The sequence below is a fragment of the Geobacter sp. SVR genome (assembly GCF_016865365.1).
Lineage (GTDB): Bacteria > Desulfobacterota > Desulfuromonadia > Geobacterales > Pseudopelobacteraceae > Pelotalea.
In genome coordinates this window covers 2,908,798-2,923,181 of sequence record NZ_AP024469.1, presented here as the reverse complement: position 1 = coordinate 2,923,181, position 14,384 = coordinate 2,908,798, and the positions used below count along the sequence as shown (strand labels likewise).

The following is a 14,384-nucleotide window of genomic DNA, read 5'->3' as shown; positions in this document are numbered from 1 at the left end:
TCGCCTGAACGCGATCAGTGTCCGACGGCCCGTTGAGTACGTCCGGTATCGCTGGTTTTGCCCTGTGGTGCGAAGAGCTGGTCCCTGATCTCCCGGGACAGGTTGATGAAGCCGAATTCCGGCAGCAGCAGGCTCTCCTTGAAGGGGGTCATGTCGATCTTTTCCCTGATCAGACCCGAGAATATGCCGGCGCGGTCGACGTTGCCGACCAGAACCGCCCCGACCAGGCGATTGTCCTGCAGGACGATCTTGCGGTACTGGTAGTTCTGGATGTCCTGAAACGCGTGGATCTCGTATTCGCTGGGATCCCTGGGGTTGGTGACCCCCATGGAAATGGTGGAGACCTTGAAGAATTCGATCGAGTTCATGGCCAGGCCACCTTCGTAGGCCTTGGTGCCGCCTGCCATGGCTGTGCCGGCGATGTCCCCCTGGATATAGGCGTCAGGCCAGATCGGCATCGGATTCTTCTGTCCGCTGAAAAAGTCGGCTGCCTCAGCCACGTCTCCGGCCGCATAGACCCCTTCGGCCGAGGTCGCCATGCTGCTGTCCACCACGATCCCGCGGTTGATCTCGATGTCGCTTCCCTTGAGGAAACCGGCTGCCGGGCGTACGCCGATGGCGACCACCACCGTATCGCAGGGGATGAAATCACCCGACTTGAGGGTAACGCCGGTGATCTCGCGTCCGTTGCCTTCGATGCTGACGACCGTGTCCTCGGTGATCACGTCGATCCCGTTGGCCTTCATCTTGCGGGCCACGATCTTGCCGGCCGGCCGGTCAAAGGCCGATGAGAGCACGCGGTCGGCCAGTTCCACAACGGTGACGCTCTTGTCCAGCAGGTTCAGTCCCTCTGCTGCCTTCAGGCCGATCAGGCCGCCGCCGATAACTACGGCACGGTTGATGTCCTGGGAAATGACCTTCAGTTTGGCGGCATCGTCCCAGGTGGTAAAGGTAAAAACGCGATCCTTGTCGGCCAGCCCTGAGATGGGGGGCACGAACGGATCACCGCCGGTTGCCAGCAGCAGCTTGTCGTAGGGCAGGCTGTCGCCGCTGGCCAGCGTGATTTTTTTTGCAACGCTGTCCACGGCCACCACTTCGGAATTCAGCAGCAGGTTGATCCGGTTCTGCTCGTAAAAATCCTCCGGCAGGTAGGACATGCGCTTTTCGTTGATCAGCCCCCCCAGCAGATAGGAGATCAGCGGCCGGCCGTAGGCGTTATGCCGCTCGCGCGAAATCACGGTAATGGTACCGTCCTGATCGAGTGCCCGGATGGCACGGATGGCGCCCACGGCAGCCACGGAGTTTCCGACGATCACGTAATTCATTTCTGGCTTCCCTCCCGGTACACGAGTGCTCTGTTGGGGCAGGCATCGACACACGCCGGTGTTTCGCGATCCGGACAGAGGTCGCACTTGTTGGCCTTCTTGCTGGCGAGGTTTCGCTGGATCGCACCGTAGGGGCAGGCCATCACGCACGACCAGCAGCCCACGCACTGTTCGCGGTCGATGCGGACAACCCCTTCGGCATTCTTCTGAATGGCGCCGGAGATGCAGGCCCGCAGGCAGTCCGGTTCGTCGCAGTGCCGGCAGGTGGTGGACAGGGATATCACGCCGCCGTCCCGCTCCTCCACGGTGCAGCGTGAAATGGGCCGCTCTTTCTCGTGCAGGAATGCCTTGACAGGGTCCTTGGAAAGCGAATGTTCGGTGATGCAGCCGATTTCGCACAAGTGGCAGCCGATACAGGCGTCTTCGATGGTGTAGATTCGTTTCATATGCTTACTCCCCTGCCGGCATGACGCCGAGCAAGTACATTTCTTTTTCGGAAAGACCAACTGCCCGCAGCTTGTACCGGTTGCCGCGCAACGATTCCAGGGCGTTCAGACCCATGCCCCCCAGGATCTCTTTCATTTCGTGGCCCCAGGCGTGCACCAGGTTGACCAGCTTTTCCGCTCCCAGTTCCGGGTTGAGGCGCTTGGCCAGGTAGGGGTTGTTGGTGGTGATGCCCCAGGGACATTTGCCGGTGTAGCAGCGCTGGCAGAGGGTGCAGCCCAAGGCCAGCAGGGTCGAGGTGCCCATGTTGATGGCGTCGGCTCCCAGGGCGATGGCCTTGATGGCGTCGCCGGAGGAGCGTACCCCACCGCCGACCACGATCGAAACCTGGTTGCGGATCCCTTCGTCGCGCAGGCGGGAATCCACGGCCGCCAGTGCCAGTTCCATGGGAATGCCGACATTGTCGCGGATGACCTGAGGCGCTGCCCCGGTCCCCCCCCGGAATCCGTCGATGGTGATGATGTCGGCACCGGCACGGGCCACGCCGGAGGCGATGGCGGCAATGTGATGCACGGCAGCGATCTTGACCGAAACCGGCTTGGTGTAGTTGGTGGCTTCCTTGAGCGCATAGATCAGCTGGCGCAAGTCCTCGATCGAGTAGATGTCGTGATGCGGTGCCGGCGAGATGGCGTCGGAGCCGATCGGGATCATGCGGGTTTCGGAAATCTGGTCGTTGACCTTCTCGCCCGGCAGGTGCCCGCCGATACCCGGCTTGGCTCCCTGGCCGATCTTGATTTCGATTCCCACGCCGGCGTTCAGATACTGTTCGCTGACGCCGAAGCGCCCCGAGGCGACCTGGACGATGACGTTCTTGCCGTACTTGTAGAGGTCCTTGTGCAGCCCCCCCTCACCGGTGTTGTAGATCGTGCCCAGCTCTTCGGCGGCAGCGGCCATGGCGCGATGGGCATTCAGGTTCAGGGCGCCGTAGCTCATGGCCGAGAAAATGAAGGGATACTCCAGTTTGAGCTGCGGAGTGAGTTTTGTCTTCAGGCTGGGAGCACCGGTGGCGGGGTCGCGCACCACCTCGATGTTATCCGGTTTCTTCCCCAGGTAGGTACGCAGCTCCATCGGTTCGCGCAGGGGGTCGATGGAGGGGTTGGTGACCTGCGACGCATCGAGCAGCAGATGGTCCCAGAAGATCGGGTACTTGGCCGGATTACCCATGGCGGCCAGCAATATGCCGCCGGTATCGGCCTGGGCGTACACGTTGCGGATGTGGGCCGTTGACCAGGACTCGTTCTTCTTGAAGACCTCCTGGTTGGCGCGGATGGTGATGGCTCCGGTCGGACACAGGGCGGAACAGCGCCGGCAGCCTATGCAGAGCGTGTGGTCCTCAATCAGGCAGTCATCGGATTCTACATAGCGATGCACCTCGTAGGCGCACTGACGTACGCATACCTTGCAGCGTATGCATTTGGGATCGCTCCGTTCGACGATGAACTCGTTGAAGGATTCGTTCACTGATTTGTAAAGCACTCTGAACCTCCTCCGGATGTTCCGGTTCCTGGTGCGCCTGTAGCCGCTTCTTGTGCGGCTGCGCTCATCTGGGGCACACCTGTGCCGCCTTGCTGGGGCATTAATTAGCAACAGGAATGCCAAAGTGAAGTCCTGGACGAAGAACTTTCCGGGGCCTGATGGTTTTTGTCCATTTGTCGGGTACTTCCGGAAGATGTTGTCAGGGGTGTCGTGTAATGCCCCTGTGATTTGCTTTTCCGGTATGGGGTATACGGGTGGTTGATGTGTATTTTTTATGCTTGTGTGAGTTACACAGTGGTTGGCGCCGCCTGACCCATGCTCTCGACAGGCCGTTTGTCACCGATTGGCTCTTGACTAACAGCGATGCTCTATGATAGCTGGATCAGTCACTTGAGGCTGATTCAGCCTGAATCCCTGCATGTATAAAATTGGAGGTGAGGGTATGTCGCAACCGATCACACTGACTGTCGGCGGGCTTTTGGACGACATGGCCCGCCGTTTTCCCGACAACGATGCGCTGGTCTACCCCGAGCGCGGCCTGCGCTACAGCTACCACCAGTTCAACGAGCTCTGCCGCCAGGTGGCCAAAGGGCTCCTGGCCATGGGCATCAAAAAAGGGGACCACCTCTCGATCTGGGCCTACAACGTACCGGAATGGGTGATCCTGCAATTCGCCACCGCCAAGATCGGCGCCGTACTGGTCACGGTCAACACCAGCTACAAGAGTGCTGAACTGGAATACATCCTCAACCAGTCCGACTCCACCACCCTCTTCATGGTGCGCAGCTTCAAAGACTCCGACTACGTCCAGACCGTCAACGACGTGATCCCCGAACTCACCACCAGTCAGCCGGGCCAGCTGAACACCCCCAAACTGCCCCACCTCAAACGGGTGATCTTCATCGGCGACAACACCCCGGCCGGCATGCTCAACTTCAACAGCATCATCGGCCAGGGAAAAGACATCAGCGACCAGCGCCTGGCCGCCGTGGAAGCCGGGCTGGACTGCCACGACACCATCAACATGCAGTACACCTCCGGCACCACCGGCTTTCCCAAAGGGGTCATGCTGACCCACTACAACGTCGTCAACAACGGCTACAACATCGGCGAATGCATGCGCCTGACCGAAAAGGACCGGCTCTGCATCCCGGTGCCCTTCTTCCACTGCTTCGGCTGCGTGCTGGGGGTCATGGCCTGCGTCACCCACGGCACCACCATGGTCCCGGTGGAAATCTTCGACCCGCTCAAAGTCCTGCAGACCATCGAAAAGGAAAAATGCACCGCCGTCCACGGCGTCCCCACCATGTTCATCGCCGAACTGGAACACCCCCAATTCAAAACCTTCGACCTCACCAGCCTCAGAACCGGCATCATGGCCGGCTCCAACTGCCCCATCGAAGTCATGAAAAAGGTCATAGCCGACATGCACGCCTCTGAAATCACCATCGCCTACGGCCAGACCGAATCCTCACCGGTCATCACCCAGACCCGCACGGACGACGCCATCGAACTGCGGGTAGCCACCGTAGGCCGGGCCCTGCCGGACGTGGAAGTCAAAATCGTCGACATCGAAACCGGAGCCACGTTGCCCCCCGGCAAACAGGGGGAACTGTGCACGCGCGGCTATTTGGTCATGAAAGGCTACTACAAAATGCCGGACGAAACCGCCCGTGCCATTGACGGCGACAACTGGCTGCACACCGGCGACCTGGCCATCATGGACGAAAACGGCTACTGCAAAATCACGGGCCGCATCAAAAACATGATCATCCGCGGTGGGGAGAACATCTACCCCCGTGAAATCGAAGAATACCTCTACACCCATCCCAAGATCAGCGACGTCCAGGTCTACGGCGTGCCTGACCGCAAATACGGCGAGCAGGTCATGGCCTCGATCATCCTCAAAAAGGGCATGACAATGGATGAAGAGGAAGTGCGTGCCTTCTGCCGTGACAAAATCGCCAACTACAAGATCCCGAAGTATGTACGCTTCGTCGAGAACTACCCGATGACCGCCAGCGGCAAGATCCAGAAGTTCAAGATGCGTGAGATGGCGATCAAGGAGATGCAGCTGGATGAGGCGGGGCCGACGGCGTGAAAGACTAAAACTCCAAAAAAGCTGTCACCACAGAGGGCGCAGAGGACACGGAGAAAGCCGTAACATCAAAAGCATTTTACAGGGATGTACAGGATAGAATCTCAGAAGCTCTTTGGAAGTCTTAGTTTTTTTATCCCGTTCATCCTGTACATCCCTGTAAAGAAGGTTGTCCTCCGTGGTAAAAATTGATTTTGTTCCCTTGGTCCCCGCAATGTAGGCTGCCGTCTTGACGGTTATATAACCTGCGCTACAGTTGAAGGGTAAATCGGCTGCACTTCCCCGTGGAAAGGTCGATGCCCGTGAGTAGCCGTTCCCTCCCGATACGCCTGTGGCAGTTCTCCACGTCCCTTGGCGGTATCTGCCGCCACCCCGTTGTCGTCCACTCTGACTCCTCTCGGACGCTCCCTTGAAGTGGCCATCCTGGTGCATACGCATCAACCCGCTCAGCATCGCCATTTTCTACGCCTGCATCGGCGGTATCTGGCTGCTCCTGGTGTCCACCCAGGTGGTGACCTCCTTTCTGATCGATCCCAGCGCCTTCAAGCAGATCGAGCTGCACAATACGATTTTCGTCCTGGCAACGGCCTGGCTCCTGTACGTCATGATCCGCAAGAGCGAGTCGGGCATCCTGCAGCGCAAACAGGCGCTGGGGCGCCTCAACCGGGCGCTCAAGGCCTACAGCGAGTGCAATCAGGCCCTGATCCGGGCCACGGACGAGATGCAGCTGATGCAGTCCATCTGCCGGACCATCGTCCAGGTCGGAGGATACCGGGTGGCCTGGGTCGGCTTGGCCGAACACGATGACGAGCTGAGCATACACCCGGTGGTGCAGTGGGGCGATGAAACCGGGTACCTGAAGAACCTGAAGACGAACTGGTCCGATACCGATCGTGGACGGGGGCCGACCGGCACTGCCATCAGGACCGGCAGGCCGGTGGTGGCCCAGTACATCGAATACGATCCGAAATGGATGCAGTGGCGCGATGAGGCGCTCAGGCACGGTTTCGCCTCTTCCATCTCTCTGCCGCTCAGCAGCGATCATCAGGTCTTTGCCGCACTGGTCATCTTCGCCGGGGAACCGAACGCCTTTGACGGCCATGAAGTCAAACTGCTGGGCGAACTCGCCAATGACCTGTCCTACGGCATCACCGCCCTCAGGGCCGCCCAGGCACGCAAGGCCAGCGAACGGGAGCGCCGGCTGCTGGCCTCGGTGATCGAGCAGGCCAAGGAAGGGCTGTTCCTGTTTGACGCCGAGGGGGTGATCCAGTACGTCAATCCCGCCATCGAAACCATCACCGGCCGGCCTCCCCAGGTGATGATCGGAGCAAACATCCATGCGCTGGAGCATCAGGACGACGACCACCACTTCTACGCCACCATCCTGAACGCCATCCCCCACAGCGAGGGCTATACCGGCCAGCTCTCCTACCGGCGCAACGACGGCGTGACTTTCGAGATCAACGTCAGCACCTGGTCTGTGTCGGACCAGAGCGGGAAGGTAATCAGCTATGTGGCCCTGATCCGGGACGTGACCAACGAAAGGCAGCTGGAACGGCAGCTGCGCAGGGCGCAGCGGATGGAGTCCATCGGCACCCTGGCGGGCGGGATCGCCCATGACTTCAACAACACGCTGGCATCGATCATCACCTGTTCCGAGATGGCCATCGCGGAGACCCCGTCCGAAAGCCCGCTGCACGAGCTCCTGGACGTGATCCTGAAATCGGGGCTGCGCGGCAAGCACCTGGTCAAGCAGATTTTGACCTTCAGCCGCAGGGGAGAGCAGGAACCGCAGGAGGTCCAGGTCGATTTGATCGTGAACGAGTGCCTGAAGCTGGTGCGGGCGTCCCAGCCCGCTTCCATCGAAATAGCGCTGAACCTGGGCAAGGAGCTGGGACAGGTGCTGGCCGATCCGACCCAGATTCATCAGATCGTGATGAATCTCTGCACCAATTCCCTGCACGCCATGCGCTGCCAGCCCCACGGCGTGCTGGAGGTCTGGCTGGACAACGCCGATCTGGACGGCGCTGCCGCGGCCTCCATCGGCAACCTGGCGCCGGGTTCCTACCTGCGCCTCATGGTGCGGGACACCGGGCACGGCATCGATCCCGGCACCATGGAGAGGATCTTCGACCCCTTCTTCACCACCAAATCGCAGAAAGAGGGTACCGGGCTGGGGCTATCGGTGATCCACGGCATTGTCAGGAACCATCGCGGCGCCATTACCGTGGAGAGCGAGCCGGGCAGGGGGGCCACCTTCTGCGTGTACCTGCCGCGAATCGAAGCTGCCGGCCGGCCCAGGGGAGATTTGCGGCCGGTGCAGGCCGAGCACGGCAGTGAACGCATTCTGCTGGTGGACGACGAAGAGGACCTGGTGTTCGCCGGACAGCGCATGCTCAGGCAGCTCGGCTACAACGTGGTGGCCAGGAGCGATCCGCGCCAGGCCCTGCAGCTGTTCCGCGCCCAGCCGGACAGTTTCGATATCGTCATCACCGACCAGACCATGCCGCGTATGAACGGCACTGAACTGGCCCGCGAGATAAGCCTGATCCGGCCGGATATCCCGATCGTCCTCTGCACCGGCTACGATCCCCTCTCAAGCGGTGCCGCCACCGGGGATGGCGAAACCGCCGAATACATCTGCGAACTGGCGTTGAAACCGCTGGAGCGGGCCGAGATCGCCGGCCTGATCCGACGTGCGCTGGATGATGCCCATGCCCGGAGGGAGCCTGATGGCCAAGATCCTGATCATCGATGACGACCAGCTGGTATGCCAGTCGCTTTCCCTGGTGGCCCGGCGCAAGGGACACGAGGCCGACTGCGCCCATACCCTGGCAGTCGGATTGAAAAAGGCGTCCCAGGAACTCTTCGATGTGGTTTTTCTCGACGTGCGCCTGCCGGACGGCAACGGTTTGGATGCGCTGCCTCACCTGGAAAAGCTGCCGCATGCGCCGGAAATCATCATCATGACCGGCTACGGCGACCCGAGCGGGGCGGAACTGGCCATCAAGAGCGGTGTCTGGGACTATCTGGAAAAGGGGGCCTCGGTCAGGGAGATAATGCTTTCGCTGGTGCGTGCTCTTCAGTACCGCAAGCAGAAGCAGGCCGGAGCGGCCGCAGGAGTCGCGGCATCCCTGAAGCGGGAGGACATCATCGGCTGCAGCCCGCAGCTCATGTGCTGTCTCGATCAGGTGGCCCAGGCGGCTGCCAGCGATGCCAGCGTGCTGATCACCGGAGAAACCGGCACCGGCAAGGAGCTGTTCGCCCGGGCGGTGCACCGGAACAGTCTCCGGGCCAACCGTCCCTTTGTTGTGGTGGATTGCGCCGCCCTGCCCGAGACCCTGATCGAGAGTATGCTGTTCGGCCACGAAAAGGGGGTCTTCACCGGGGCGGATCAGGCCCGGGAGGGATTGATCCGCCAGGCTGACGGCGGTACTTTGTTTCTTGATGAGATCGGCGAGATGCCGCTGACCCTGCAGAAGGCTTTCTTACGGGTATTGCAGGAGCGTCGTTTCCGTCCTTTGGGAAGCACGCGTGAACTTACCAGCGATTTCAGGCTGGTGGCTGCCACCAACCGCAACCTGGAGGAGATGGTCAGGCAGGAGCGTTTCCGAAACGACCTGCTGTTCCGGCTGCGCTCCTTTGTGATCGAGCTGCCCGTGCTGCGGGGGCGCGCCGAGGATGTCCGGCAGTTGGCCCGCTACCATGTGGACCGCCTCTGCGAACGCTACGCCGTGCCCCCCAAGGGGTTTGCCCCTGAATTCCTGAAGCACCTGGCCGCCTATGCCTGGCCCGGCAATGTTCGTGAACTGGTCAATGCGCTGGAACGTGCCATTGTGGCTGCCCGCTCCGAAGTGATCCTCTTTCCGAAACACCTGCCGATGCAGATCCGGATCGAAGTCATGCGCAGCTCCCTGAGGAAGGACAGCCTTGTTCCTCCTGCAGAACCGGCAGCAGAGCAGGCGGAGCCAAAGGACCTCCCCAAGATCCAGGCCTTCCGCGATTCGGTCTATAACCGTGCCGAGCAGCAGTACTTGCATGACCTGATGGTCCAGGCCGACCACGATATCGGCAGGGCCTGCCGGATTTCGGGGCTGTCCCAGTCGCGTCTGTACGCCCTGCTGAAGAAGCAGAGCACGCCGCCCGACAAACATCTCAAGCCCCGGCCGTCACACCCGGCAGAAGCGGAAGCCGACCCCACTCCCTAGCAGATCGTCGAACAACCTCTGAGATACGTAGACTGCCTCGCCGCCAGTTCCGGAGCTGTAACGCAGCGCTTGATGGCCGCCTTCCCCGCCCGGACCGAACATCCCGATTTTTCCCGTCTTCAGAGTTGCCTGTGCCTCCGGGTGCTTCGCCTTTTCCCTGATTCCAGCCCTTATTCCTGTGCAACAGGAACCGGCTCCTGTGCGGCAAGAACGAGCTTCAGCGCATTTTATTCCCTCCTGTGCTAATAATTTCTTTTATTTCAATGGCTTGAACGTTTCTTGGCTAGCGGTCCCACTCTGTGGAACTGTGGCAGCACTGGATCGGAATGCGTGTCGTCTGTGTATAAGTATTTGTAATTTAAAGGACTTGTGGTTTTGGTATCGCTCTTGCTCCTATGAAGGCAAAGGCTCATCACCGCCACAAATGAAAGGAGACAGCCATGGAAGCCAGGAATGTCAAACGTATCACGGACAGGATCGCCAATACCCTGATAGTGGCATTGGTCGTGGCAGGAACGGCGGCATTCGCCCTGGTCAACAGCGCGCCCAACGATGGCGAGTTGATGTCCAAGCTCTTCCTGATCTTCTTCGGAGCCATCATCACGCTGCAGATCGTTCCGGGCCTGCTCCTTCTGGCAGCAATGCTCAAGGGCATTTTCAGGATCGGACGCGGAAACGAAACCGCGGAAGCCTCTGCCGAACATCCCGACAAGCGATAACGGATCAGCCCGTTGAAGCGAGGATCGCCATGAAAGAGCAGAGTTTACTGGTGGCAGACAAGGATACCGCTTTCCTGCGGGAGGTTGCCGAGCACCTGGCGGATGCCGGTTATCAGGTGGAAACCACCGAATCCACGGCCCAGGTGCTCTGCAACATCGTCAAGAAACAGACGCCGGTGCTGCTTCTGGGGAGCGATTTCGACCGGCAGGTGGGACTGGTGGAGCTGGTGAAGCTGCTGAAGAAGTGCAACCGCCACCTGGCAGTGGTGCTTGTGTCGGATGAAGCCTCGCTGCCGATGGTACGCCGTGTGCGCCGGGAAGGGGTTTTCTATCATGCACTTCGGCCGGTGCTCCAGTGTGGTCAGGAATAGGTTGTTGCATTCAGTATGATATTTATTGATCCACTCTGACACAAGATGAAACCGATTGATAAAGACGGAATATCCCTGTGAAAGGAGGCTACACAATGTCAGTCAACGGAAAAACGACAATGGCAGCATGGATACTGACGGCGGCCGGAACGCCCCTCCAGGCCTTTGCGGCAGAGAACCGGGCCGCTCCCAACGATCTGGGGGTCTGGATATTCATCGGCTTCTGTGCCCTGATCGTAACGGCCCAGATTGTTCCCCTGCTGAGAAGGGCAGGCAGGAAGCGGGAAACACACATCGCCGACCAGGCTGCCCAGGAAAAGCAGACGCACTAGCCGGTTTCGCCGTATCGGAAGCAGCCGGCTTCCCACCCCTTCGGAGGCCAGCCATCATATCGAAAGGAGGTCAATCGTGAATCACGGAATCCGCATCCAGCTACAGCATGCATGTTTCACCCTGGTGGCGGGCCTGTTCTTGGGACTGCTCCTCTCCCTGCCTGCAGCAGGCGCCGGCTTTTCCTACGGCGAAGTCGGCACCAAGAACGACGACTGCCTGAAGTGTCACGGCGACCGCTCCAAGGTCGATAAACGCACCTATGTCGATCAGGATCGCTTCAGCCACACCACCCATGCCCGTTTCGGCTGCCGATCGTGCCACGACGGAGTCAGCGCGAGCCACCCCGACGGCAGATCCGTGGCCCATACCACCACCTGCCGCGACTGCCACGATACGGTGGCTGTCGAATACGGAAAGAGCGCGCATGCCGGAAAGGCCGCCTGCGGCGGCTGCCACAATCCCCATCAGGCGGTCAGGCCCGAGCAGGTCTCGGGAGACGATTTGAACCGCCAGTGCGCCAACTGCCATACAAAACAGAAAATCATCACCAGCCATTCCCGCTGGCTGCCCCAGGCCGGGCTCCACATGGAATCGATCGCCTGTGTCGCCTGCCACAGCAAGGCCGCCAGTTTTGTGGTCTCCATCTACATCGCCAAGCACCGCGACAAAGATGAGGGTGAAGCGATCCGGACCGCCAGTTATGCGGAATTGGCCACCAAGGCGGGCAGCGGCGAACTGCAGGCCCTGATCGACCGCAACCACGACAATTACATTTCGCTGGACGAACTGCGCCGCTTCAACCTCAACCCTGACAACAAGGAACTGTACCTGCGCGGCATGATCGTCCCGCTCAACCCGACCCATACTTTCCAGACCTTTGACGACCGCTGGAACTGTACCTTCTGCCATGCCTCGGGCCCGGAGATCATGCAGACCAGTTACCTGACGCTGCCCAAGCCGGACGGGACCTATGCAGCCATGTCGGTTGAGCGGGGGGCGGTGCTGGATGCCCTGCACACCATCCCGGATTTCTATCTGATGGGCTCGGCACGGAATACGACGCTGAACAAGATCGGCCTGGCCATCATTGCCGGCGGCCTGGTGATGCCGGTGGGGCATGGTTTCCTGCGTTTTCTGACGAGAAAAAACAGATAAAGGAGCAACCGCCATGACAACCAGAATCTATCTCCAACCGCTCCCGGTCCGCATCTGGCATTGGCTGAACGCCCTCGGTATCGTCACCCTCTGTCTGACCGGCGCCCAGATCCGCTTTCCGGAGTATGTCCCGCTCTTCGGCAGCTACCGCGGCGCGATCATGCTGCACAACACGGCCGGCATCTGCGTGGCGCTGTCGTTCTCGATCTGGTTCTTCTACTACAAGCTGGCATCCAACACGATGGAAAAGATCTACATACCGACCCTGACGGATCTGAAGCTTTTCCCCCGCCAGGTGATCTTCTACTTTTTCGCCTACTTCTTCGGGGTGCCCAATCCGCACCACGCCACCCCGGACAACAAGTTCAACCCGCTGCAGAAGTCGGCCTACCTGGCGATCATGTTCGTGCTGGTGCCGCTGGTCAGCCTGACCGGTATCCTGCTGATGAACGTGGCACCGCTGCGCGAAATGGTGGTGCTGGCCGGCGGCCTGAAGATTCTGGTGGCGGCGCATTTCCTGCTGGCCTGCAGCCTGTGCGCCTTCCTGTTCACCCATGTCTATCTGGCCACTCTCGGCAAGACGCCGCTGGCATACTGGAAGCCGATGTGGACCGGCTGGGAAGATGTCGAGGAACATGGCCAGACCGCCAAGCATTGAGGATGGGCTGGCGCGGCGTCGGGAATGCGGACGAAACTTATAGGCGACAGGTGATGTTCCCGGCGTAGCGGCGGGAGGTTTCAGATTCTCCACAGTACGAGGATGTCGAAAGGAGGAGAGCCATGTCAGCGACGATCATCGACAAAATGAGGAAGGAACGTTCGAGGAGGTCCGTCGAGGAAGATCGACTCAACGGTGCATCATCAACCGCCGGAAGCCGCCTGGACGAGCTGCATGTCCTGTCCCGCCAGGGGTTGTGGGGGCTGTTGATCTTCCTGGTTGCCAGCGCCGTGGCCCTCTGCTTTCGAGACCAGACCCTCGGCGGTCTGCTGCCGGCCGATCTGCTGGAACAGCTCGGTCCCCGTCCTCCGGTGATGCTGATCGACATCGTGCTGGGAGTTTCCACCATCAGCTCGCTGATCGTCATCTCCGGCCGCCTGTATCATGCTGCCAGACCCGGCAGCACCTGGAATCATCTCTGCTTTCGGCTGAGTTTCTTTGTCCTGTACTTCGTGTCCGATGCCCTGGCCAGCCACATGAACGTGGTGTTCATCTCCGGTCTGGCTGTGCTGGCATTGCAGCACTACCACCTCAGCCAGTACACCTCGCGGGCCATGGAGGGTAAAACCGGGGGAGCGGGATCAATGATCCGGTAACGCCTCAACATGGCGGTGCAGTCACCGAACTGTTGAATGCCCGAAGGGCGGCGCCGGCCGCCCTTTTTAATATGGCTGTTACTCATTTCAGCATTTCCGGCATACCAGCACCACTTCGTCGACACCATCCGTTTCGATCAGGCCGTCACGAAAGTCCAGCCGCTTTTGGAAAAACAGACCCAGCGGCATCAGGATCCGGTTGTACCACCACATGGCCGCCCGCCTGCGATGTCTGAGGCACCATACACCCAGCTCCAGCAGGCGCGGATTTGCCGGCTGCATGCCATAGGCGGCGCTGCTTTCGATCGTCAGGCCGTGCATCACCAGCAGCTCTGGCAGCTCTCCGGGTTCGTACCGGCGCATGTGGCCGGCAAATCCGTCAAATCCGGTCCATAGCCGGGCATGGATCGGAACCGATAACACCAGAGTGCCCCCCGGCATGAGCAGGCGGCTTATTTCGTGCAAAGCGCGCCGGTCATCCCGCACATGTTCGATGATGTCAAAGGCGGCAACCAGTTGAAAGGTGCCCTCCCGAAAAGGCAGCCCGGTTATGTCGCCACAGAGGGCGATGCCGCCTGCTGCACGCAACCGTTCGATCACCACCGGGCTGGCGTCCACAAAATGGGTGCCGGAGATCGGCAGGCGGGGGCGCAGGCCCGGGCCGAGCTCCAGCCGCTGCGGCGCAGAGGACAGCAATCGGGAAATCAGCGGCCAGGTATTGAAACGATGGGGGGGAATCAGAGGGGACTGCGACCACAGCAGATCATAGAAGTCCGGGGCAGTTTCCCCTGTCTGCGGGGCAGATGCCGATGCCTGACGGTGGGGAGAAGATCCGTTCATGGTCTGTTCCGTATTCATGTGAAAAGCTCCGGCAAGGCCGC

General features: G+C 60.3%; 13 protein-coding genes. 9 read left to right on the top strand and 4 right to left on the bottom strand.

Going from position 1 to position 14,384, the window contains the following annotated elements; all coding sequences use genetic code 11:
• Nucleotides 1-14: 14 nt before the first annotated feature.
• Genes GSVR_RS13700 through GSVR_RS13690 form a run of 3 tightly spaced genes read right to left on the bottom strand, consistent with a single transcriptional unit; the run spans nt 15 to nt 3,305 of the window.
• Nucleotides 15-1,325, bottom strand: coding sequence for an NAD(P)/FAD-dependent oxidoreductase (locus tag GSVR_RS13700; RefSeq protein WP_173201792.1), 1,311 nt, complete (start codon nt 1,323-1,325; stop codon nt 15-17).
• Nucleotides 1,322-1,771: a 4Fe-4S dicluster domain-containing protein gene (locus GSVR_RS13695; RefSeq protein ID WP_173201791.1), complete on the bottom strand. Its 450-nt coding sequence runs from the start codon at nt 1,769-1,771 to the stop codon at nt 1,322-1,324. Before GSVR_RS13695 ends, GSVR_RS13700 begins: the two co-directional genes overlap by 4 nt.
• A 4-nt stretch (nt 1,772-1,775) precedes the next feature.
• Nucleotides 1,776-3,305, bottom strand: coding sequence for a glutamate synthase-related protein (locus GSVR_RS13690; protein WP_173201790.1), 1,530 nt, complete (start codon nt 3,303-3,305; stop codon nt 1,776-1,778).
• Between the two features lie 442 nt (nt 3,306-3,747).
• Here GSVR_RS13690 and GSVR_RS13685 point away from each other — a divergent pair, with 442 nt between their 5' ends.
• From GSVR_RS13685 to GSVR_RS13645, 9 genes are all read left to right on the top strand, one after another.
• Entirely contained in the window at nt 3,748-5,406 is a 1,659-nt protein-coding gene (locus GSVR_RS13685; RefSeq protein ID WP_203978675.1) for an AMP-binding protein, read from the top strand.
• A 406-nt stretch (nt 5,407-5,812) separates the two neighbouring features.
• Nucleotides 5,813-8,161, top strand: a complete 2,349-nt coding sequence (locus tag GSVR_RS13680; protein ID WP_173202396.1) for an ATP-binding protein — start codon at nt 5,813-5,815, stop codon at nt 8,159-8,161.
• Nucleotides 8,136-9,611 (top strand): sigma-54 dependent transcriptional regulator, encoded by a 1,476-nt coding sequence (locus tag GSVR_RS13675; RefSeq protein WP_173202395.1) that lies wholly within the window; start codon nt 8,136-8,138, stop codon nt 9,609-9,611. Before GSVR_RS13680 ends, GSVR_RS13675 begins: the two co-directional genes overlap by 26 nt.
• A gap of 440 nt (nt 9,612-10,051) precedes the next feature.
• Entirely contained in the window at nt 10,052-10,330 is a 279-nt protein-coding gene (locus GSVR_RS13670) for a hypothetical protein (protein WP_173202394.1), read from the top strand.
• 29 nt (nt 10,331-10,359) lie between these two features.
• Complete coding sequence (locus GSVR_RS13665) at nt 10,360-10,701, top strand: response regulator (RefSeq protein WP_173202393.1); 342 nt, start codon at nt 10,360-10,362, stop codon at nt 10,699-10,701.
• A gap of 95 nt (nt 10,702-10,796) precedes the next feature.
• Complete coding sequence (locus GSVR_RS13660) at nt 10,797-11,033, top strand: hypothetical protein (RefSeq protein ID WP_173202392.1); 237 nt, start codon at nt 10,797-10,799, stop codon at nt 11,031-11,033.
• Between the two features lie 76 nt (nt 11,034-11,109).
• Nucleotides 11,110-12,189 (top strand): cytochrome c3 family protein, encoded by a 1,080-nt coding sequence (locus tag GSVR_RS13655; protein ID WP_239077334.1) that lies wholly within the window; start codon nt 11,110-11,112, stop codon nt 12,187-12,189.
• Between the two features lie 13 nt (nt 12,190-12,202).
• Nucleotides 12,203-12,847, top strand: a complete 645-nt coding sequence (locus tag GSVR_RS13650; RefSeq protein WP_173202391.1) for a cytochrome b/b6 domain-containing protein — start codon at nt 12,203-12,205, stop codon at nt 12,845-12,847.
• Nucleotides 12,848-12,969: 122 nt separating this feature from the next.
• The gene (locus GSVR_RS13645; protein ID WP_173202390.1) at nt 12,970-13,503 is read left to right on the top strand and encodes a hypothetical protein; all 534 of its coding nucleotides are present in this window, start codon (nt 12,970-12,972) and stop codon (nt 13,501-13,503) included.
• A gap of 87 nt (nt 13,504-13,590) precedes the next feature.
• Here the strand turns inward: GSVR_RS13645 and GSVR_RS13640 are convergent, their stop codons facing one another.
• Nucleotides 13,591-14,361, bottom strand: coding sequence for a class I SAM-dependent methyltransferase (locus GSVR_RS13640; protein WP_203978674.1), 771 nt, complete (start codon nt 14,359-14,361; stop codon nt 13,591-13,593).
• Nucleotides 14,362-14,384: the final 23 nt, after the last annotated feature.

Bases quoted from the DNA above. Each gene is read 5' to 3' on its own strand.
- GSVR_RS13700 (WP_173201792.1), bottom strand. From the start codon at position 1,325: ATGAATTACGTGATCGTCGGAAACTCCGTGGCTGCCGTGGGCGCCATC.
- GSVR_RS13695 (WP_173201791.1), bottom strand. From the start codon at position 1,771: ATGAAACGAATCTACACCATCGAAGACGCCTGTATCGGCTGCCACTTG.
- GSVR_RS13685 (WP_203978675.1), top strand. From the start codon at position 3,748: ATGTCGCAACCGATCACACTGACTGTCGGCGGGCTTTTGGACGACATG.
- GSVR_RS13675 (WP_173202395.1), top strand. From the start codon at position 8,136: ATGGCCAAGATCCTGATCATCGATGACGACCAGCTGGTATGCCAGTCG.
- GSVR_RS13670 (WP_173202394.1), top strand. From the start codon at position 10,052: ATGGAAGCCAGGAATGTCAAACGTATCACGGACAGGATCGCCAATACC.
- GSVR_RS13665 (WP_173202393.1), top strand. From the start codon at position 10,360: ATGAAAGAGCAGAGTTTACTGGTGGCAGACAAGGATACCGCTTTCCTG.
- GSVR_RS13660 (WP_173202392.1), top strand. From the start codon at position 10,797: ATGTCAGTCAACGGAAAAACGACAATGGCAGCATGGATACTGACGGCG.
- GSVR_RS13650 (WP_173202391.1), top strand. From the start codon at position 12,203: ATGACAACCAGAATCTATCTCCAACCGCTCCCGGTCCGCATCTGGCAT.
- GSVR_RS13645 (WP_173202390.1), top strand. From the start codon at position 12,970: ATGTCAGCGACGATCATCGACAAAATGAGGAAGGAACGTTCGAGGAGG.
- GSVR_RS13640 (WP_203978674.1), bottom strand. From the start codon at position 14,361: ATGAATACGGAACAGACCATGAACGGATCTTCTCCCCACCGTCAGGCA.